The organism is Robertmurraya sp. GLU-23 (genome assembly GCF_052983275.1).
The window spans coordinates 144,257-165,376 of the sequence record NZ_JBRKCV010000002.1 but is presented as its reverse complement, the minus strand read 5'-3'; the positions used below and the strand labels follow the sequence as shown (position 1 = coordinate 165,376).

Genomic DNA, 21,120 nt, shown 5'->3' with positions numbered 1-21,120 from the left:
TTGTACAAAAAAAAATAGAACGCACAAGCATCACTTGTACGTTCTAAGCTTATTCTGATTCATCTTCTTCTGCTTTTTCTTCTGTGCCTTCCTCTGTTTCTGTTCCCGTTTCTTCAGAAGCATCATCACCAAGCTTTGTTTCTTCTTCTGTCGGTGCCTTTAAGTGAATCACTAAATGATCACCCGCTGCCACAACGCTTCCTACACTAATATTTTGCTTTGTTACATAGCCGCTGCCAGTTGTACTCAATTGTAAATCAGCAAGCGAGGCAATCTTTACAACATCTCTTAAGGACCAGCCTGTAACATCTGGCATTGTCAAGTCTCCATCTGTTACAACGAACACCTTTTCTCCTGCAAGTATTTTCTCTCCCGCTTGTGGAGATTGTGCAATTACATTTGTTCCATTTCCAATAACAATGGTATGAGCTCCAAAACTAGTTACTTGCTCTTCAGTTTCTCCAACATTTTTATTTAAGAAATCTGGAACAGTAATTGGCTCTACCTCTTCTTGCTCAGCTGGTTCAATATTTAAATACTGAAGACTATTTTTCATCACCGGATTAAAAATCATGGAAACTGGTACAGACCCTTCTGAATAATGGTCTACTTTCGGCTGCTGTACCGCAACATAAATAATTAATCGTGGATCTTCTGCAGGTGCCATTCCTAAAAACGAGAACACATAGTCATTCTTCCCATTTAAGTACACACCATTTTGTGTCATACTCGCAGTACCTGTTTTCCCAGCAACTTGATAGCCCTCAATATTGTATCGGTTATACCCAGTTCCCTTTGGAGAACTTACAACTGTCTCTAGATACTCAAGAACCTGGTTCGCGGTTTGCTCTGAGATTGGTGTTCCAACAACTTCTGTTTCTGTTTGTTGAATTGTCTTTCCAGAGGTTGGGTCTACTATCTTATCAATAACATGCGGTTTCACCATTTTACCACCGTTTGCAATGGCAGTCGCTGCTTGAATTTGCTGAATGGGTGTAATGGCTGTACCTTGTCCATATCCTGTTGTAATTTTATCGATTGGGTATTGGTAAACGATCTTTCCACTCGTTTCGTTTGGAAGGTCAATCCCAGTTGGCTGATCAAATCCAAACTTCGTTAAATACTCTCGAAACGTATCATACCCGATCTTTTCCTTCACAAGTTTAGCAAACGCTACATTCGATGATCTTTGTAATCCTTCTAAATAGGAAATCGTACCCCACCCGCTACCATTATGGTCGTGAATCCTTTGCGAATTTTCCGTTGGTTTATATGAACCTGATTGGTACCCCTCATTCGGATTAAAAACACCTTCCTGGACAGCCGCAGCAAGTGTGAAAATTTTCATAGTCGATCCTGGTTCAAATGAGTTTTCAATCACTTCGTTATGCCACGTGTCAGAAATCCCTTCTCTTGTTGTTGGATGGAACGTTGGTCTTTGCGCCATCGCTAAAATTTCACCGGTCTTTGGATCAGCTACTACCGCGACCATTTTAGCTGGATCATACTGTTCAACCACTTTGTTCATAGCATCCTCCAGAAGAGTCTGGATCTTTTTATCGAGTGTTAAATAAATATCATATCCATCTTTAGCCGCTGTTACATTTTCCTCACCGCCGGGTAGGATATATCCCCAAAAGTCACCCGGGTAATTTACTTTCCCATTAATTCCGGTTAATTCTTCGTTCATTGATTTTTCAATTCCAAGTTGCCCTACCGTTTGATTCGTTTCTTCATCCACATCCACATAGCCAACTACGTGAGAGGAAAAAATGCCGTTTGGATAAAAACGCTTTGATCCACGTATAAATGTAATTCCTGGAAGTTTTAGATTTTCAATTTCCGTTTTTACTTGAATTGAAATATCTCTACCCTTCGTTCCGAACTCTACCTGCTTAGCACCCTCTTTAGAAAGAATTCTATAAATCTCTGATTCTTCTAAATCAATCACTTTTGACAATTCTCTAGCCGTCTTTTCTTTATCAACGACATGTCTTGGATTTTTAGGACTAGTGGTTAATGTTTCATCCAAAATTGCAACTAACTTGAAGGAAGCTGTATCTTCTGCAATCACTTCACCATTGTTGTCATAGATCGTTCCTCTTGTAGCCTCAATTGTTGCCTCTTTCTCATATTTTTGCTGAGCTAAAGCAGACAAATTCTGACCGTGCACTTCTCCTGTTGCCAAAATCGTTACATACCGAAAAATTAAGACAAAAAAGAGCAGGCTAAATATTATAAATAATATCGCTGCTCCCACATTCATATTGGGCTGTTTCTTTGTCATTACTCCTGCACAACCTTAACATTATTGTCATTAAGCTTTAATCCAAGCTTTTCTGCCATGCTACGGATTCGATCTGGAGTGCTTAACTCTCCCACTTGCATTCTTAAGTCATTATTAATCTTCTGCTGGTCCTCTAATTTAACAGAGGTATTTTGTATATCCTTATTTAACTCATAAATCGCCGCTTGATTTGAAATAATATGTACGGCACCAAAGCATAGAGCGGCACAAAAAGTGACACCAAGGATTTTCTCTCCAGGAGACAACCATGAGTTAGTCTTTCTTACCTTTTGAGGTGCTTGTACGGTTTGTTGCTGCTGTTCCTGCTGAAGCTTCCTTGCTAAGTTACTCATCCTATTCCCTCCTAGATAGGTTTACAGCTTTTCGGCAATGCGTAACTTTGCCGAACGTGCTCGATTGTTTTGCTCTAATTCTTCTTCTGATGGCACAATTGGTTTTCTCGTAATTAACTTTAGTTCTGGTTTGAACTCATCCGGGATAATAGGCAATCCTTTTGGAAGGTCTGGTGTGTCACTCGCCTTCTTAAATATCACCTTACAAATCCGGTCCTCTAATGAGTGGAAAGTAATGACACTAATTCTCCCACCAGGGTTCAGTAAATCAATCGCTTGATTTAACGAATCTTCAAATACACCTAATTCGTCATTTACTGCAATTCGGATTGCTTGAAAAATTCGTTTAGCTGGATGTCCACCTTTTCTTCGAGCTGGAGCAGGTATTCCCTCTTTAATCAAGTCCACTAGCTCTCCTGTTGTTGAGATTGGCTTTATTTCTCTTGCCGCCTCAATTTTCCTAGTAATTTGTTTAGAGAATTTTTCTTCTCCATATTTAAAAAATATTTTCACAAGCTCTTCAAAACTCCAGGAATTAATAACGTCATATGCGGAGAGGTCTGCCTGTTGATCCATTCTCATGTCTAAAGGGGCATCATGGTGATAACTAAATCCTCGTTCCGGTGTGTCTAATTGTGGGGAGGAAACGCCTAAATCATATAGAACTCCATCAACCTTTTCAATTCCTAGCTTGTTTAATTCCTCTTGCAGGTATCGAAAATTACTTTTCACAATAGTTAATTGCCCTTCATATGCAGCTAATTTTCCCTTTGCATTTTCAATGGCAATGTCATCTTGGTCAAAGGCAAATAATCTTCCTTCCTTTGACAACTTGGATAGGATAAGCGCACTATGCCCCGCTCCACCCATTGTACAGTCCACATATATACCATCTGGTTTTATATTGAGTCCATTAACAGTTTCGTGCAAAAGCACGGTAGTATGTTCAAACATTGTTGTCCACCTTTCGAATTACGCCCATGAATAGAATCCTTAAATATCAAATCCAATCATATTCTCTGCAATTTCAGCAAAAGATTGCTCAGATTCTGTAAAGTATTCTTCCCATAATGTCTTACTCCAAATTTCAATTCGGTTTGAGACTCCGAGAACGACGCATTCTTTTTCAAGCTTTGCGTATTGCATTAGTGGAGTAGCAATGTTTATTCTTCCTTGTTTATCCACTTCACATTCAGTCGCACCTGAGAAGAAAAAACGGGTAAATGCACGAGCGTCTTTTTTAGTTAATGGTAACCCTTTGAGCTTTTCCTCAATCTGATCCCATTCACTAAGAGGATAACCAAATAAACATTGATCTAAGCCGCGTGTTAGCACAAAGGTTTCTCCTAAGTGTTCACGAAACTTTGCAGGCACAATTAAACGTCCCTTCGTATCAACATTATGATGGTATTCACCCATAAACATGCCCGCTACCCCCACTCTCTACCCTAAATGTACCACAATCCCCCACTTTCCTCCACATGTTTTTATAAATTCTCCCCCCACTGTTATTTTCCTGCAAAAGTAGAATGAGAATGATTCCCCTTTTTCTTATAAAAAGCTTTAAAATCATTTAAAAATTTATAAAAACCGACAAAAAAGACCTTATCATAACGACAAGGTCTTTCCTAGTTTATAATTTTACCACTTGGTGACTTCCATCAAACAAATACGGTTGTGTTAATAATTCATCAACAAACGAGAGTCCGTAATGGTTAAGAAAATAAAAGAGGTTCCAGATTCTTTCTTGCGGTGAACCGGAAGGCTTCAGTTTACGTTCGATCCGATTATATTTTTCTATAACCACTTCATGCTTTTGTAGCAACGCAAGTTCAAGTCGATTTTCCATAAACTCAATTTGCTTTAAAAGTAAGCTTTCATTTTTTTTCAACAATGGAAGCATGCCCTTATAATGTTGCTCGGTCTTTCTCTCAATTTTCAGGTAGTTTTCGACTAGCTGGTCTTTTGTTTGAGCAAACAATGTCTGAAAACTACTGTCACGGTTGGCATCTAGAAATAATTCCTTTTGTTTTTTCGTTCCAGCAGTTAACACGTCTTCTAGCTTTAACCCTAGCTCTTCTATGTCTGAGCTCACATTTCGTTCAATCAAACTAATGTTTAGCCGTGGAACAATCGGTGGCATTTTCATATCAAAATGCTCAAACACTTCTTTTAATTCAGCCCAGTACGCAATCTCTCCTGGCCCTGCAATAAACGCTAATGTTGGAAACAAGCACTCTTGCATAAGTGGTCTCGTGACGACATTATTGCTTAAGCGTTCAGGAAACTCACTAGCAATTTCTAGCATTTCATCGTAGGAAAAAGAGATAGAACCAGACGCACCTATAAATTGTTGTCGTTCTGGAATATAATCTAATAAAATCCTCTCATGAGTATTTTCATCATAATAAAAGAGGTTTGCACAATGATCGTTAATTACAATCGTTTGTGCCATTCCTATACCTTCGAGTTCTCGCTGCTTCTTTTTTACCTTTTCGGTGATCTCTTTTGTACTTTTAATTTGATTAATAAAGTATTCTTTTTCCAGTTTTCTTAATCCCTTATCGCCGGAATCCACAATAAGTAAACCATAATCTTTAAACAGACTCATCGTAATATGTGCAAAAAAGTCAACTAACGTTACTGACTTCTCAATCGCAGCATCTGCAAAATGAAGCAGGGAATTCGTGTGTTCCGTCTCGCCATAGGAGGAGATGATGTCAGTAACCCAATTTCTTAAAACATCCTTCTTGATCTCAATATTAGAAACCATTCGTTTATCAAGAAGCTTCTCAGGGTAGATTGACTTTTCAAGTTGATTGTCTTTTTCTACAAAAATATGATTCACTTCATCATAGTCGTGGTCCTCACCCGCTATCCAGAAAACCGGAACAACCGGAACAGACAGTTCTGCTTCCTGCTTCTTAGCAAACAAAATAATAGAGAGGATCTTATGTATACTGTATAGAGGTCCTGTTAATATACCAGCTTGTTGTCCTCCAATGACCACCACGCTATCAGGATTTCTTAATTTAGAAATTGATGTATCAACCTCGTTCGAACTTGGGAACTTACTCATATACTCCCCAATATAGTCCGCAAGCTCTTCCCTTTTAAAACTTATATTTTCTAGATCCTTTACTCTTTTCTTGTAGCTCTCATTTTCTTGAAATTGATAATGAAATAACGGACGTATGAATGAATTCCCAGTACTATAATCGGTAGCAAACTGATTCGTTGATGGGAGAAAGAGATTAACCATCTCCATTTATGTACTTCCTTTCTCTTTACAGTATTTCTAATCTTCAGTATAGCACTGTGTTTATGGAAAATAAAAACCTTTGCATCTTCAACATGAATTCGTTCACCTAATTGATTCTGTTACACTTAAAAAGATACCTACGCATATTAATATGATATAGGTAGAAAAAAATAATAAGAAATTGAACCTCCAAAATCCCCGGAACACTTTTTTCAAATCAACTTCTTCATTTAATTTGTACTGAAGGAGTAAAGATAAAATGGCCATGGCAATCATTAATATAAGAATTAACCACAGTAAAGAAAAGTCCCAGATCGTAACAATAAGATAATGAACTGAAAGGATAAAAAGAACCGTAGTGATATCCAAAGCAATATGAACTGCTTTTCTATGTTTTTTTGTAATCTGCTTAGCAATAACAAAGACAACAAAATACCCTATAATTGGAACCGTCACTAATGTGGCAAATACTGTAGCAAAAAAGCTTCCCATTTACATCCCCTCCTCCTTTATTTCTTTGCCTTTAATGCAATGATAAAAGGCTAAAGTGAGCGGCACTTTTATTTCCTTCCTTTGTGCTTCCTTTAGAACATACCCGAGAATGGCATCAATTTCTGTTCTTCTTCCATTTTTTATATCCTTCAGCATAGACGACTCATTTTGCGCTGTATTTTTACACACGTGAACAAGATTTTCATGATATGTATGAGAGTCTAAACTTAGTGCAAGACAAATCTCATCAAACAACTGTTCAAATAACATTAGATAGTATTTATTTGTTAAAAGACTTCCATTGGTAACACCTAATATAGCTGTTAAAGGATTTATTACCGCATTCACAACGAGTTTTTTCGTTAGCATGACCATGTAATCCTCTTCAAATTGAGCAGGAAAATTCTTTATCGACTGTAAGATAAGTTCATCAAGTATCCACCGGTCTGCTTCAACCGTTCGAAATATTGCTAGTTTCGTTACCCCAATACCTGTATGATTCACCGTATGGTTATTTACTTTTAATGCTCCATGCTCAACAGAACCTATAAATAGGGATCTTGTATTTATTTTTTTTAGAAGATCTATATGTCCCATTCCATTCTGAACAAACAATAATGGTATGTTGGCAGAAAAAGTTAGATTCTTTACTATTTTATCTAACATATATTCCTTCACACACAGAATCACAAGTTCAATTCCAGTTTCGTCCCATTGACTAATCGGTCGAACGTTGATAGGCAAACAGAACGATTCTTCACCATTTTTCCTTACCAACCCATTCGTACGTATACTTTCACTCTGATTCTCTGACCTCGTGTAAAGGATTACATCATTTTCTTCTTGTAAGTATGAAGCGAACAAAAGACCTATTGCTCCACCGCCAATGATCGCAATTTTCATTCTATCTCCCTCGATGCGTCAATATTACTATTAGTTTACCAGAATAAACTGAAAGAAGGTATTAGAAAGGTCATTCGTATCAAAAAAGACCTCCAGAAGAGAGGCCTTTATCACACAGGGTACACCGGATGCTTTCTTGTGCTGAATACAACATCCTTTGTTTCATACATGGAAAATCTCTGACTCAACACCTGTCGCAAATCATTCGCCCCTACAATGTCATCAACAATTAATTCGGAAGCTAATTTGTAAATATCAATATGCTCTTTATATTCCTCATGCTTCTCTTTCACAAAGGCAAACCGCTCTTTAGGATCAGAGATCTCATTAATCTTATTCGAGTATACTGCGTTTACCGCCGCCTCAGGACCCATGACGGCAATTTGAGCTGTTGGTAACGCCACACAATAATCCGGTTCAAATGCAGGACCAGCCATCGCGTATAATCCTGCACCATAAGCTTTCCTAACTATGACGGAGATTTTTGGAACGGTAGCTGAACTCATGGCGGCAATTAATTTAGCTCCGTGACGAATAATTCCAGCTCTTTCTACTTTTGTACCAATCATAAAGCCTGGAACATCTGCTAAAAATAATAATGGGATATGAAACGCGTCGCATAATTGAATGAACTTTGCTCCTTTATCAGCTGAATCAATAAACAAGACGCCCCCCTTCACCTTTGGCTGATTGGCAATAATACCCACCACCCTACCATTCATCCTAGCCAATCCGGTAATAAGTTCCCTTGCAAACAGTTTTTTTATCTCAAAGAAGCTTCCTTCATCCACCAATGTATCAATACAGTCATACATATTAAATGGTGCATTTTGATTTGAGGGTACAATCTCCTCGAGATGCTTTTCAAATTTTGCATCCACGGCTTTGATTATGCTTGGCTTCTCCTGAAAGTTTTGTGGGAAATATTGCAAATAGGTAATAGCCTGTTTAATTGCATCACCTTCACTTTGAGCAAGTACATCCCCACAGCCGCTGACCGAACAATGCATTCTTGCTCCGCCCATCTCCTCTAATGTAACCTTTTCACCAATAACCTTTTCTGCCATACGTGGTGACCCAAGGTACATCGAGGCATTTCCATCGACCATAATTACAATATCACAGAACGCAGGAATATAAGCTCCACCTGCTGCAGATGGACCAAACAAAATACAAATTTGAGGGATCATCCCTGATAGTTTCACTTGATTATGGAATATTTTCCCTGCCCCCCGACGATTTGGAAACATGTCAAGTTGATCAGTAATCCGAGCCCCTGCTGAATCAACCAAGTACAGAAGGGGAACCTTTAATTTCTCAGCCACTTCCTGAATTCGTATAATCTTTTCAACCGTTCTAGCTCCCCATGAACCAGCTTTCACAGTGGAGTCATTGGCCATGACACAAACCGTCCGCCCCTTAATCTTCCCTAAAGCTGTAATAACACCATCTGCTGGAAGATCCTCCTTTTTACAATTGGCAAACTTTCCATCCTCCTCATAAATGCCCTCATCAAATAAAAGCTCTAATCTCTTTCTGACAAAAAGCTTTTTTTGTTCCTCAAGTTTCTCATGATACTTCTTGTGACCACCGTCTTCAATCTTCCTAATTCTTTCCCCTAATTGTTCCGAAAAATGCTTCTCCATCTTTTTCCCTCCTCGTCTGGTTAATGGCCTTATCTCTTTATTCCAGTACGATTAAGACGTCTCCTTCATTAACAAAATCACCCTCAGCAACTTTTATCTCCTTCACTCTTCCCGCTTCTTGACTTTCCACAGGAATTTCCATTTTCATTGATTCCAGGATAGCAATTTCTTGATTGTATTCAACTTGATCACCAACTGAGATGTTGATTTGAAGAATTGTCCCCGCCATAGTAGATGTAATTTGCACCATAAAAACTCCCCCTTGTTAGTTAAATCTTTTTATAGATAAGTAATTAGTAAAATACTTGCCGGTTTTAAAGTCAGTGTCGTTTAAAATATGCTTAAATAATGGAGCATTGGTTTTTATTCCTTGTAATTGAAATTGATTAAAAAAAACTGTTGCTTTTTCAATAGCTTCATCTCTATTTTCCGCATGAACAATACATTTCGCGATCATTGGATCATAATAAGGAGTTACCGCTACACCCGCTTTATATCCAAAGTCTACTCTCGTATCACCTTTCCCCCAATCCAATACCTCAATATGCCCTGGTGAAGGCATAAAGGTCACAGGATCTTCTGCATATAATCGAAATTCAATGGCATGCCCTTTTGATTCCAGCTCCTCCTGCTTATAAGGCAATGTTTCTCCCCTCGCCACGAGAATTTGCCATTCTACAAGATCTAAGCCAGTTATGGCTTCTGTAACTGGATGCTCGACTTGTAATCTTGTATTCATCTCAAGGAAATAATAATTCTCCTCTTCATCAACGATAAATTCTACTGTTCCAGCATTCTCATACCCTACTGCTTTTGCTGCCCGTACAGCCGCTTGGAGCATTTTCTCTTTAACACTCTTTGATAAAAATGGAGAAGGTGATTCTTCTACAACCTTTTGATGACGACGTTGAATCGAACAATCCCTTTCGAATAAATGAACAATATTCCCTGCCTTGTCACCAAATATTTGGACTTCTATATGGCGTGCATATTGTATGTACTTTTCAACATATACTTTCTCGTTTGCAAAATAAGTTTTTGCTCTTTTTTGGGTAGTTTCCAGGTTCTTTCGGAGAGTTTTTTCGTCATCACACCGGACCATTCCGATCCCACCACCACCTCCGCTTGCTTTTAAAATCACAGGATAACCTATTGAATTTGCTACTGCTACTGCGTCTTCTTCTGTCGTAAGTGCTTCATTACTACCAGGTACAACGGGAATCCCTGCTTCCAACATCTTTTCACGTGAAAGGATTTTATCTCCCATCATTTGTATGGTATTGGGATTCGGTCCAATAAAAATAAAACTTTCTTTTCTAATTTCTTCGGCAAAGCTAGCATTTTCTGATAAAAATCCATACCCAGGATGGACAGCATCTACCTTCTCTTTTTTAGCTATCTGTAAAATTGCTTTTTGATTCATATATGACTTACCGACAGGAGCTTCACCGATTCGATAGGAAATTGTTGCCTCGGATACAAAAGGTAAATCCTTGTCTGCATCTGAATAAATAGCAATGGTTTGAATACCCATCTTGTTGCATGTTTTTATAATTCTTGAAGCTATTTCTCCCCGATTAGCAATAAGAATCTTTTGCATCTTTGTTCCCCTTTCTAATTGGACATTTGAAGCATCTAAGATCATTTCTTCATTAGAATGCCAATTTCCTTCTAATTTTGAAAGCGTTTTCTTAAATATTAAGCAGAATTTTTCGTTAATTTGTTATATAATTAAAGCAATTCTAGTTCATTTGCAGTAGTGAAGATTCCATTCATGTTTATTCAAGGGGAAATAAACTTATACAAAATAAAACGAATTTCACTGCAACAAGACAAGGGGGAAGGTATATGGGGTACAAGGTTGTAAAACTAAAAGTAAATTATAAAACACTAGAAGAGTTTAAAAAGTTTAAGGAATATGGATTACAAGAGCTCTCGATGGTAGAGGATTTAGAGGCAAATATTATAGAGAATGATAGTGAATCTCCTTTTTACGGAATTTATTTTGGTGATAAGCTTGTAGCACGTATGAGCTTGTATCAAGTAGACGCTAAATACAACCGCTACTTTGAACCACCATGTGACTATTTAGAGCTATGGAAGCTTGAAGTTTTACCAGATTACCAGCACAAAGGGTACGGTTCTGCTTTAGTAGCATTTGCCAAAAATTTCGGTCTTCCGATTAAGACAAACCCAAGAGTAAATTCTAGAGACTTTTGGGTTCATATGGGATTCCAACCAGTTGAATACGATCTTGGACGGGACTTTGGTGAAAACCCATTAATCTGGTCAAGCGATTTGGAAAAGGAATAAATAGAAAAGCGGACATTTGTCCGCTTTATCTGATTATAATTTATTTTTTCTGCCGATCTTCTTCGTGTAAAACGACCATCTTTCTAGCTCTCTCCATAATATCTATAAGCGCTTTATAATCTTGTTCAATAAGCTTTAATTCCTTTTCAAGCTTCTCATTTTCTGCCGCTAAATAATAAAGCTGTTTTTCTAATTCTTGTATGTGCTTTTTATAGTTATCATGCTCTTCCTTTTGACTTGAATCTGCTTTATCGTACAGTTCCTTTAAGAAAGCAACAAGGTCATTAAATTCTATTTGATAGGAGCGAGTCTGCTGTACTTCGACTGCAGGTTGCTCAGTTAAAGCACTTTCTTCAAATTCCTCAAGCTCACTTGGAGCAATAGCATTCTTCTTTAGTTCTTTTCTCTGTTTTTTTGCTATTTCAATTCCAGATTTGTATTGCTTACGTACGTAGGAGTTCCATCTGAATCCGCAAGCAGCAGCAGTTCTTGAAAGCTGTTTTCCTACTTCCTCAAATGCTTGCAGCTGTGTTCCACCTTCTCTAATATTACGTAAAACTACTTCAGCAAGTAGCAAATCTTCATCTTGTGACCAAGCATCTTGACGATTTGTTGGCATTGTCAAATCCCTCCTAGTGTTTTTTATTCATTCATATGCTTCTACTAGGAAAGATAGACTGATAATATAAGAGGTTTCGAAACAAATTCTCTTTTAAACGTAAAAAATGTTTATAAATTACTATTTTTTTCTGTTGATGAAATGGTTCACCTTCTCATGATGGGCGTCTTTTTCCCATAGAATGGAACATTGTCGAACTTCCCTTATCACTTGCTCCTTCAATTTAAGTGGATCTCTTCTACTAAGAACAATTTGCTTATAAGCTTGAAGTACATCAATCTCTATGGACGGTATCGTCTCTAATCCTGCTCGCAAGCCTTCTATATGACTGCCTTTATACAAATAATCAACAAAACCCATTTCTTTTAACTCTGAAGCTTCATATATCTTTGCTTTCATAAGCATTGATAGAGCTTGACTAGAAGGTAGTTTCTCAAAGAGCATCGTTCCCCCACCCCACCCAGTTGTAATGGCTAGATTTCCTTGTACAAATCCAGCTGTAACACTTGAATGAGCAAATCGGAAATCACATGCCGTTGCTATTTCACAACCTCCACCAATCGCTATTCCGTTTAATAAAGCAATAGTCGGCTTTGGAAGCATAAACAAGTCAAATAGAATATCTGCCATTCTTGAGAGCATAGCGTATGCTTCTTCCTCTGTCTTTAATTTATGAAAAACAGACAAATCCCCACCAGAACAAAACGCTTTATCTCCTTCACCTGTTATAACCAGTCCTAAATGGTTGGATTTCTTCACCTCATCAATAGCTTTTTGAAGACCGTCCATCACTTCAAAATTCACTGCATTTCTTCTTTCATGCCGTTTGATAACAAATTGTAAAAAGCCTTCTTTTAATTCTATAATCTCGTAAGCCAAAGAAATCCCTCCTGCGGATAAAAGAGTAAATAAAACAAAAACGCAAAAAGCGCCTTACTATTAAGTAAGACGCTTACGCCATTCAAATTAGTCGTTTACAACTTCTTTTCCTTTGTATGTTCCACAAGCTTTACATACACGGTGAGCAAGTTTCATTTCACCACAGTTTGGGCATGCTACCATACCAGGTACTTGTAGTTTAAAGTGAGTACGACGCTTTCTTTTCGCAGTTTTAGATGTTCTTCTAAAAGGTACAGCCATTCTTCCCACCTCCTTAAAGAGTATTAAGAAAGTTATGAAGTCCAAGTTTCCTTGAGCCTCAAATGTTTCTTGTCTTCTTCACATTCATTGTGAAGAAGGATCATTTTGATCCAGTAATTTCGCAAGTCCCGCTAGACGAGGATCAATCTTATCCTGCTTATCCTGTTCATGAATAACTTCCCAATCTTTACCAGATTGAGGAGCACCATCCGCCCCAGTATAGTCTTCACAAAACACTTGCATGGGTACTTCTAGCAAAAGGATTTCTTGTATGACCGGTAAAAGATCAATCACTTCACCTTTTACTTGATGAACTTCCTCTTCAAGCTCATAATCGAGTCCTTTTAAGAGGAAAGTTTCTGTTGTTTCGACATCAATTGGAAAATTCACGTCAACTAACGTACGAGAACAAGGCAACACGAGATAACCCTTTATTTTTAAATGAAAGGTTACTTTTGACGAATCTATATCAGCCCGTCCCGTCACACGAATTGGTGATACGCGACGTATGGTAGGATCAATCTTTATAATCTCTTCCATATTAACTGTTTCATCGACAGGAAAGTCCTTGCTTCGATATTTTTGTAACTGACTTAATGTCCATTTCATACGAATCACCTCAAGGCAACAAAGGTAATTATAGCTTTCATATAATTATTTGTCAATATTTTTTCTTTACACTATAATGTAGACATTAAACATCGTTCTTAATCGTAAAAAATCATTATTTGCTTATTATCTTTATTTTTCACAATAAAATCAAGGAGTTTTTTATGAAAGCTGTTGGAGTAGTAGTTGAGTACAACCCATTTCATAACGGACATTTCTACCATGTGGAACAATCAAAAATTTTGTCAGGTGCTGATGTGGTCATCGCTGTCATGAGCGGACCTTTTTTACAGCGTGGAGAACCTGCCCTTTTATCAAAATGGCATCGAGCTAGGATGGCATTATTAGGTGGTGTGGATATTGTCTTTGAACTGCCTTACGCTTTTGCAACCCAAAAGGCGGAAATCTTTGCGCGTGGAGCAATTGACCTTTTAGCAGCTGCAGGTTGTGACTATGTCTGCTTTGGTAGTGAATCTGGTCACATAGAAGACTTTTATTCTACCCTACGTTTTATTCATACACATCAAGAAACGTATGACCTCTTAATCAAAAAAAACATGGATGAGGGAATGAGTTATCCAAGAGCAACTTCTTCCGCTTTCCAAGAGCTTAAGCCTTCAAGTCAGATGATGGACCTATCAAAACCTAACAATATTCTTGGCTTTCAATATATTCGAGCAATCGAAGAGTTAAACTTAAGCTTAACACCGCTAACTATAGCGAGAAAAAATGCGGGTTATCACGATCCAGAATTATCCTCTACTGATATTGCAAGTGCGACAAGTATTCGTAAATCTATCTTTTCGAATGACGGACAATTGAATGAGCTTTCCTCTTATGTCCCTAACACCACCTACACAGAACTTGTGGACTATAAGGAACTGTTTGGGCAATTTCTTCAATGGGAAGACTATTGGCCTCTTCTTCAATATCGTTTACTCACAACTGAAAAGAGTGAACTCGCTAGAATTTACGAAGTAGAAGAGGGAATAGAAAATCGAATCTTACAAATGGTTGATAAAGCAAATTCATTTTCCGAGTTTATGACCTTGCTAAAAACAAAAAGGTATACCTGGACACGTTTGCAACGGCTTTGCGTTCATATCTTGACATATACAAATAAAGAGCAAATGAGGGCCATGAGCGACCGAGCTAGCTATCTTCGCTTGCTCGGTATGACAGATTTGGGAAGGCAGTACTTAAACAAGTGGAAAAAGCACAGTAGTCTGCCGATAGTCTCAAGACTTGCCTCCTACAATGGAAAAGAGATTGAACTTGATATTAAGGCTGCCAAAACATATTCACTCGGTTTGGAAAAAACTTACCGTTATCGTGCATTATCCTTAGAATATTCACAATCACCAATGTTCATTTCAAAAAAAGAAGAATAGCTCGTGGCTATTCTTCTTTTTTCTCTAATCCTTCTAGATAAGTTATTGCATCTTCAAATGTATCAATTGGTACGATTTTCATATCTGTTTCAATATCCTTTGCTGTTTGGACGGCTGCTATATAGTTTGAGGCATCAGCACCATCCTCGTTTGGAGCAAAGAAAATATCTGCATCTGCTTTATCAGCAGCAATAACCTTTTGTTCAATGCCTCCAATACGTCCGACCGTACCGTTTGCATCGATTGTTCCAGTCCCTGCGATATTGTAACCTTTTGTTAAATCCTCTTTTACCAATTGGTTATATATTTCAAGAGAGAACATAAGTCCAGCTGAAGGGCCCCCTATATCACTTGTCTCAACTGTGACCTCTGGCTCCACAATAATTTCTTTATCGTCCACTAAACCAATTCCTACTCCTACTTTTGTTTGATCTGCTTCAAATGCTTTTAATGGAAGAGTAACATCTTCTTCCTTCTCATTCCGTTCAAAATATAAAGTGATTGTATCGCCTGCTTGTTTTTTACTTACATAGTTGATAAATTCTTCTGATGATTTAAAGTTAAGTTCATCTACTTGAAAAATTCGATCGCCAGGCTCTAATTGCCCCATGGCAGGCATTCCATCCATAACACTTAATACATAAACTCCTTTATATTCAAATGAGATCGGTTTATTCGCTTTTTTGTAAGCTACCTCAATTGCGGCAAGCTTAGAGGTAGACATAGAATGCAATTGCCTTACTTTATATTCCTCATCACTTTCCTCTTCCGCTCGAATGGCTGATAAAGGATAAATTTCTTGGTATTCACTTATTTTTGCTAACATATACGTATAAATATTTGCTTGCCCCATGACAACCGTAGTAAGCATAAAGCTTCCTTCTTCCTCGTACCCACCTTGCACGTCAATAATGGGTTCAAGTTCCTTTGCCATTCCGGGCTTTGTTATATAATATGGTAGTGAATAAAAGGCGCCGACTAGTAAGGCAATGGCAATTGTATATAGTAAGATACGCCCGATCCATTTTTTGTTCATTTATTCTAGTACCCCTTCCAATTACTTAACAGCTCTTTAATCTTTGGTACAGCTTTAAGAGCCTCCTCCTCTCCGATAGCGATAATCTCCTCGATATTTGTAAACGCACGAGAATTATACATTTGTACAGGAGGACGAATCATAACATCGGATTTTACCTCACGATTTGAAACAAGTTCCATTTGCATAATATCTATACTTTGCATAATCACATCATAAATCGTGGTAATTTCTGCTGTAGATTTTACTGGACTAACATCAACAGCAACGATAATATCTGCACCCATTTCTTCCACGACAGAAACGGGGATACGGTCAACAACGCCACCGTCTACAAGCAAGCGACCATTATGCTTTTCTGGCACAAAGATTCCTGGAATAGAGATGCTTGCTCGAACTGCATCTGCTATGGGTCCCTCCTTGAAAACAACCTTTTCTCCAGTCATTAAATCAGTAGCTATCACCGCAACCGGTATGTCTAACTCTTCAATATTTTTCCCATGAGTAAATACCCGGATAAGCTCCTTTACTCGTTTTCCAGCCACAAAGCCCATTTTTGGTACAGTATAATCTAAATAATATTTTCTTTTAAAGGCTTTTGATAGTTTGTATAGTCTCTCTACATCTAATCCTGCTCCATAAAAACAGCCCACTAGTGCCCCCATGCTGCTTCCAGCAACATAATCAATAGGGATACTTTCGGCTTGTAATACTTTAATTACACCTAAATGGGCAAAGCCTCTTGCCCCACCAGAACCGAGTGCTAATCCTATTTTCGGACGAGACAAGTACTCCTCCCCCTTTAAAAAGATTGCGTTACCTATTCTAATCTTATGGTCTATTTTCATTTTGTATGAGTATATTGATTTATGAGGACAAGACCTATAAAAGAAATCCTATTTGTACCTTCCATGTAGGGGTCCCCACTTTTCTCATATTTTATCACTTCTTTCCATACTTGCACAGTAAGTTCACCTTCAAGGGAGGATATAGGTGTGTTTCGATCCAGACTGAAAACCGTTGTATTAGCACTATCTGTAACATTAATGGCTATTTCATTAATAGCTTTCCCACAAGAGTCTGTTGATGCGTCTATTCGCGGCTTAGACATGTGGTGGGAAATTGTCTTTCCATCTTTACTTCCTTTTTTTATCGTATCAGAAATGCTTATAGGTTTTGGAGTTGTTAAGTTTATTGGAGTATTACTTGAGCCCCTTATGCGTCCACTATTTAAGGTACCTGGTGTTGGAGGCTTTGTTTGGGCAATGGGGATGGCATCGGGATACCCTTCAGGAGCTAAACTCACCGCAAGATTAAGGCAGGAAGGACAATTAACTAAAGTAGAAGCAGAAAGATTAGTTTCATTTACGAATTGCTCAAACCCCCTCTTTATATTTGGCGCTGTTTCCATAGGTTTTTTCGGAAATGCCAAACTCGGTTTTCTATTGGCTCTAGCTCACTATCTTGGCAATATTTCAGTTGGCTTAATTATGAGATTTTACGGAAATGATACAGAGGAGAAAAAGCGTACTAAAGAGCAGAAATTCTCTATTATTCTCGCTTTAAGAGAGCTGCATCGAACAAGATTGAAAGAACAAAGACCTTTAGGACGACTGCTAGGAGATGCCGTCATGTCATCCGTGCAGACATTACTTATGATTGGCGGGTTTATCATTTTATTTTCGGTGGTAAACAAGCTTCTGTTCCATTTGCACATCACAGCCTTCTTAGGTCAATTTGTTGAGTTTATCCTAGTTAGCTTACATTTACCCGATGTATTAAGCATTCCCTATATTTCTGGATTGTTTGAGATTACCTTGGGAAGTCAGCTAACAAGTCAGGTTCAGGAAGCAACTCTTATGCAACAAGCAATCATTACTAGCTTTATTCTTGCCTTTAGTGGATTTAGTGTACAGGCACAAGTAGCAAGTATTACCTCTCAAACCGATATTGCTTTTAAGCCTTTTTTTATTGCTCGTATTATGCACGGTTTTTTCGCAGCTATATATGCCTTTTTGCTTTGGGGAACGGTATACGAAGGATTAGCAAAAAGTGACCAACCCTCGAACGCTATCCCCGTGTCTGTCCTAGAAACAGGATCATGGGCTTTAAACACGTACTCTTACCTAGCACAAATCGGTCCACTCGTGACCATTGTTTCTCTAGTAATCTATATTTTTGTTTATACAAGAAGGTTAAATGTAAAATGAAAACGAGCACTTCTAGGTGCTCGCTTTCTTATGTATTCATTTGACCTTGTTCTTCTCCATTAGTGCTTTTTCTACTAGAGGTGGAACCAATTCAGAAATTTTACCTTTGTATTTTGCCACTTCTTTTACAATACTTGAGCTTAAAAAAGAATACTGACTATTCGTCATGATAAAGAATGTCTCAATTTGGTCATTTAAAACTCTATTCATACTAGTGATTTGCATTTCATACTCAAAGTCTGAAACAGCTCGTAATCCACGAATAATGGCACTTGCTCCAACTGAACTAGCATAGTCCACGAGCAACCCCTGAAACGAGTCCACCTTAACATTCGGTAAGTGCTTTGTTACTTCTCGGATCATTTCCGTACGTTCTTCAACTGAAAATAGAGGTTTTTTAGATGAATTACTTAATACTACAACAAAAACCTCGTCAAATACTTTTGCCCCTCTTGTAATAATATCTAGATGGCCGTATGTAATCGGGTCAAAACTTCCTGGACAAACAGCAATACTTGCCATAAGATGTCACTCCCTATTCTTCTTCCGATTTAAGAGTATAAATTGAAATGGAAATAATCCCATAATTCTCGAATTTCACTTGCTTCAAACGTCCTATCTCAACAGGAAGGAAAACATCCTTTGAGTGCTCACAAACAACAATTCCATTATTCGTTAGGAGGTTTTCAGTTTGTATGGTTTCTAGCAAGTGCTCAAGTTGTTGTTTTTTATATGGAGGATCAAGAAAAATAAAGTCAAACATGATCTCCCTTTTTATAATCGCCTTTAAAGCTCGATCCGCATCGTTTCTATATACCTCTGATTGCTCTAATACCCCACATGTTTGTAGGTTCTCCTTAATTGTAGCAATTGCCTTTCCATCACGATCGACAAAGATTACTTTTTCTACTCCGCGACTTAGCGCTTCAATACCAAGCCCACCACTACCAGCAAACAAATCCAGTCCTATTCCACCACTGAAATAAGGTCCAATGATATTAAAAATCGATTCTTTCACTTTATCTGTAGTAGGTCTTGTCGAGTTCCCAGGAACCGCTTTCAATGCTTTCCCTTTATATTCACCTGATACAACCCTCATTGTCTCACTCACCACTATCAATTCATTTTCATGTAAATTTCCTTCTTATCCTATCACAATGTCCTTTTGAAGCCAATAGTTGTAACTTATAAAGAAAATATCAATTTTCCGTGTATATCCATCCAAGGAGTGGAAATAATGTAAATAACAACATCTATTCGAGATGTTGTTGCCAACCGCGGAGAAGACTTACGTTTCCCCATAAGTTCTTCCTCCGGTTTCTCCTCTCCCTTTGCCTTCTATCCAGTAGGATATAGAAGGACCCTGCAGAAAATTTTCTGCAGGGTTTTCTTTTTTTATTCTGTTGATTCTTTCAGATAGACCGTATTTTCATCCTCTTCAATTTGTATGTTAAACAATGAGGTTAACCATTGATAATTAATATAAATGGTTTGATTAATTTTTGTCAGTGGATTTTCTAACAGTCCATAGTCTTCTTCATTATAAATAAATATATTTTGGTTAACGTAAAAGCGATAACTATTTAGTCCCTTTGTAAGCAGTAAGGTCTCATGATCAGAAAGAACCTTTACCTGAAAACCTAGCGATGATAATGTTTCAACAAATGGGAAAAGCTTTTGATCACCCATATAAATAATGTGAAGATCTTTCTGAATTTTGCCCTTTACAGATATACTTCTCTTTTCTAAGAAATACAAAGGTATCAAATTCATATCTTCTTTTTTATTATCATCAAAGAAGGTAGTTGGTTTCCCCGTAACACTTGCCAGTATTTCATCTAACTTTTGAGGAGTATAAAAAATTTCTTCTGACAAAAATACTTGGAGATAGCTCTCTAGCTCCGCTTCAGTTAGCTTCAATTTTAATTCTTGGATTATTTGATTACTCTTAGAAATTTGACTTTCACTGTTTAATAACATTGACACATGAAGATCAATTAACCAGCTTTGTTCTATTGGAAGATTGTCAAACTTTAATTTTAGTAATGAGTAAAGTAGTTTCTTTTCTAGCATTTCTGGTTTTATGTCTGGACGAGAAATAATCATTCCATTGCCATTGCCCTCTTGTAGCTGGTTCGTTATTACCACTGTTATGTGGGGTCTGTTTGAGATCTGCTGTAGGGAGGTATATGTTTGATCCAGATTGCCATCCTGCTCTGAGTAAATCCTAAGCTTCGTGTCGACTTTTTCTTGTAATAAAGAACCTGCCTGCCAATAAAGGGAGGGGTTAGCCAATTGGCCCTCAAAAACATAGTAATCAATAAGATCAAGCTTTTTGTTACCAATTAAGGGAATACCCATTACCCATGTTCCATTTCTCTTTGTCGAATCAATAAGCTCGACCTTTGTATCTGTCACTTGAACATTTGAAAATGAAGCTAACCATTGATTGAAAAGGAAAGCTTTTTCGTTAGCTTTTATCGGTAGTGTGAATTGTATTTGAATATTTCCTTTATTATCGGGTTTTATTGAGGTTACACTTTCTTGCTGTTTTTCACATTCACTTCCATCCTCAAGAAGACATTTCCAGTTAATTACTTCACTTGGAAGAGCAAAAGGTATTTCCTTATTTCCAGTAAGACCACTTAGCTTTTGTGTGATAATTAACATGTCAGTTTCTGTTTTAATAGAAATCTTTTGATTAGCAAGCTCCGTGTCAGCAGGCTGTTCCATTTCCTTAGAATAGGCATCCCATTGCCAAAGTAACAAGCCACTGATGACAGCTGATAATATGATGAAAAATGTGAATGGTATCTTCCACATATCTATTCCCCTTGTTAAAATCTCTAAAATCTCTTA

General features: G+C 37.7%; 22 protein-coding genes. 3 read left to right on the top strand and 19 right to left on the bottom strand.

Annotated features, from left to right (window positions below; genetic code table 11):
* Window positions 1–49: 49 nt before the first annotated feature.
* From ACVBAX_RS05175 to ACVBAX_RS05130, 10 genes are all read right to left on the bottom strand, one after another.
* Window positions 50–2,287, bottom strand: coding sequence for a penicillin-binding protein (locus ACVBAX_RS05175; RefSeq protein ID WP_447116147.1), 2,238 nt, complete (start codon window positions 2,285–2,287; stop codon window positions 50–52).
* A complete protein-coding gene (ftsL, locus tag ACVBAX_RS05170; protein WP_119707451.1) occupies window positions 2,287–2,640 on the bottom strand; it encodes a cell division protein FtsL in 354 nt (117 codons plus the stop codon). Before ftsL ends, ACVBAX_RS05175 begins: the two co-directional genes overlap by 1 nt.
* 21 nt (window positions 2,641–2,661) lie before the next feature.
* Window positions 2,662–3,594, bottom strand: a complete 933-nt coding sequence (gene rsmH, locus ACVBAX_RS05165; protein ID WP_447116146.1) for a 16S rRNA (cytosine(1402)-N(4))-methyltransferase RsmH — start codon at window positions 3,592–3,594, stop codon at window positions 2,662–2,664.
* A 39-nt stretch (window positions 3,595–3,633) separates the two neighbouring features.
* The gene (mraZ, locus tag ACVBAX_RS05160; protein WP_251515898.1) at window positions 3,634–4,065 is read right to left on the bottom strand and encodes a division/cell wall cluster transcriptional repressor MraZ; all 432 of its coding nucleotides are present in this window, start codon (window positions 4,063–4,065) and stop codon (window positions 3,634–3,636) included.
* Window positions 4,066–4,273: 208 nt separating this feature from the next.
* Window positions 4,274–5,908 (bottom strand): bacillithiol biosynthesis cysteine-adding enzyme BshC, encoded by a 1,635-nt coding sequence (gene bshC, locus ACVBAX_RS05155; protein WP_447116145.1) that lies wholly within the window; start codon window positions 5,906–5,908, stop codon window positions 4,274–4,276.
* A gap of 96 nt (window positions 5,909–6,004) precedes the next feature.
* A complete protein-coding gene (locus tag ACVBAX_RS05150) occupies window positions 6,005–6,394 on the bottom strand; it encodes a DUF3397 domain-containing protein (RefSeq protein WP_430773826.1) in 390 nt (129 codons plus the stop codon).
* Window positions 6,395–7,297, bottom strand: coding sequence for a 2-dehydropantoate 2-reductase (locus ACVBAX_RS05145; RefSeq protein ID WP_447116144.1), 903 nt, complete (start codon window positions 7,295–7,297; stop codon window positions 6,395–6,397).
* Between the two features lie 110 nt (window positions 7,298–7,407).
* Complete coding sequence (locus tag ACVBAX_RS05140) at window positions 7,408–8,943, bottom strand: acyl-CoA carboxylase subunit beta (protein ID WP_447116143.1); 1,536 nt, start codon at window positions 8,941–8,943, stop codon at window positions 7,408–7,410.
* 37 nt (window positions 8,944–8,980) lie between these two features.
* Entirely contained in the window at window positions 8,981–9,193 is a 213-nt protein-coding gene (locus ACVBAX_RS05135; protein ID WP_447116142.1) for an acetyl-CoA carboxylase biotin carboxyl carrier protein subunit, read from the bottom strand.
* Window positions 9,194–9,208: 15 nt separating this feature from the next.
* Window positions 9,209–10,543 carry an acetyl-CoA carboxylase biotin carboxylase subunit gene (locus ACVBAX_RS05130; RefSeq protein ID WP_447116141.1) on the bottom strand — a complete coding sequence of 445 codons (1,335 nt, stop codon included), beginning with the start codon at window positions 10,541–10,543 and terminating at the stop codon, window positions 9,209–9,211.
* Between the two features lie 248 nt (window positions 10,544–10,791).
* Between ACVBAX_RS05130 and ACVBAX_RS05125 the strand changes: the two genes are divergently transcribed.
* Entirely contained in the window at window positions 10,792–11,256 is a 465-nt protein-coding gene (locus ACVBAX_RS05125; RefSeq protein WP_430773821.1) for an N-acetyltransferase, read from the top strand.
* Window positions 11,257–11,296: 40 nt separating this feature from the next.
* On the opposite strand, the gene ACVBAX_RS05120 is transcribed toward ACVBAX_RS05125, so the two are convergent.
* The 4 genes from ACVBAX_RS05120 to ACVBAX_RS05105 all read right to left on the bottom strand — a co-directional run bounded on the left by ACVBAX_RS05120 (window position 11,297) and on the right by ACVBAX_RS05105 (window position 13,624).
* On the bottom strand, window positions 11,297–11,875 hold the full coding sequence (locus tag ACVBAX_RS05120; RefSeq protein ID WP_430773820.1) for an RsfA family transcriptional regulator: 579 nt from the start codon (window positions 11,873–11,875) through the stop codon (window positions 11,297–11,299).
* A 120-nt stretch (window positions 11,876–11,995) separates the two neighbouring features.
* The gene (locus tag ACVBAX_RS05115) at window positions 11,996–12,754 is read right to left on the bottom strand and encodes an enoyl-CoA hydratase/isomerase family protein (RefSeq protein WP_447116140.1); all 759 of its coding nucleotides are present in this window, start codon (window positions 12,752–12,754) and stop codon (window positions 11,996–11,998) included.
* 87 nt (window positions 12,755–12,841) lie between these two features.
* Window positions 12,842–13,015, bottom strand: coding sequence for a 50S ribosomal protein L32 (gene rpmF, locus ACVBAX_RS05110; protein ID WP_023615018.1), 174 nt, complete (start codon window positions 13,013–13,015; stop codon window positions 12,842–12,844).
* An 84-nt stretch (window positions 13,016–13,099) separates the two neighbouring features.
* Window positions 13,100–13,624 carry a YceD family protein gene (locus ACVBAX_RS05105; protein ID WP_447116139.1) on the bottom strand — a complete coding sequence of 175 codons (525 nt, stop codon included), beginning with the start codon at window positions 13,622–13,624 and terminating at the stop codon, window positions 13,100–13,102.
* A 164-nt stretch (window positions 13,625–13,788) separates the two neighbouring features.
* On the opposite strand from ACVBAX_RS05105, the gene ACVBAX_RS05100 reads away from it, so the two are divergent.
* Window positions 13,789–15,015: a nucleotidyltransferase gene (locus ACVBAX_RS05100; RefSeq protein ID WP_447116138.1), complete on the top strand. Its 1,227-nt coding sequence runs from the start codon at window positions 13,789–13,791 to the stop codon at window positions 15,013–15,015.
* Between the two features lie 7 nt (window positions 15,016–15,022).
* Here the strand turns inward: ACVBAX_RS05100 and ACVBAX_RS05095 are convergent, their stop codons facing one another.
* Together ACVBAX_RS05095 and ACVBAX_RS05090 are read right to left on the bottom strand one after the other, a co-directional pair.
* Window positions 15,023–16,051, bottom strand: coding sequence for a SepM family pheromone-processing serine protease (locus tag ACVBAX_RS05095; RefSeq protein ID WP_447116137.1), 1,029 nt, complete (start codon window positions 16,049–16,051; stop codon window positions 15,023–15,025).
* Window positions 16,052–16,056: 5 nt separating this feature from the next.
* Complete coding sequence (locus tag ACVBAX_RS05090) at window positions 16,057–16,839, bottom strand: patatin-like phospholipase family protein (protein ID WP_447116136.1); 783 nt, start codon at window positions 16,837–16,839, stop codon at window positions 16,057–16,059.
* Between the two features lie 207 nt (window positions 16,840–17,046).
* On the opposite strand from ACVBAX_RS05090, the gene ylbJ reads away from it, so the two are divergent.
* Window positions 17,047–18,261, top strand: coding sequence for a sporulation integral membrane protein YlbJ (gene ylbJ, locus ACVBAX_RS05085; RefSeq protein WP_447116135.1), 1,215 nt, complete (start codon window positions 17,047–17,049; stop codon window positions 18,259–18,261).
* Between the two features lie 36 nt (window positions 18,262–18,297).
* On the opposite strand, the gene coaD is transcribed toward ylbJ, so the two are convergent.
* The 3 genes from coaD to ACVBAX_RS05070 all read right to left on the bottom strand — a co-directional run bounded on the left by coaD (window position 18,298) and on the right by ACVBAX_RS05070 (window position 21,084).
* Window positions 18,298–18,783 carry a pantetheine-phosphate adenylyltransferase gene (coaD, locus tag ACVBAX_RS05080; protein ID WP_447116134.1) on the bottom strand — a complete coding sequence of 162 codons (486 nt, stop codon included), beginning with the start codon at window positions 18,781–18,783 and terminating at the stop codon, window positions 18,298–18,300.
* 13 nt (window positions 18,784–18,796) lie between these two features.
* Window positions 18,797–19,360, bottom strand: coding sequence for a 16S rRNA (guanine(966)-N(2))-methyltransferase RsmD (rsmD, locus tag ACVBAX_RS05075; RefSeq protein WP_447116133.1), 564 nt, complete (start codon window positions 19,358–19,360; stop codon window positions 18,797–18,799).
* A gap of 296 nt (window positions 19,361–19,656) precedes the next feature.
* Window positions 19,657–21,084: a stalk domain-containing protein gene (locus ACVBAX_RS05070; protein WP_447116132.1), complete on the bottom strand. Its 1,428-nt coding sequence runs from the start codon at window positions 21,082–21,084 to the stop codon at window positions 19,657–19,659.
* Window positions 21,085–21,120 lie beyond the last annotated feature (36 nt).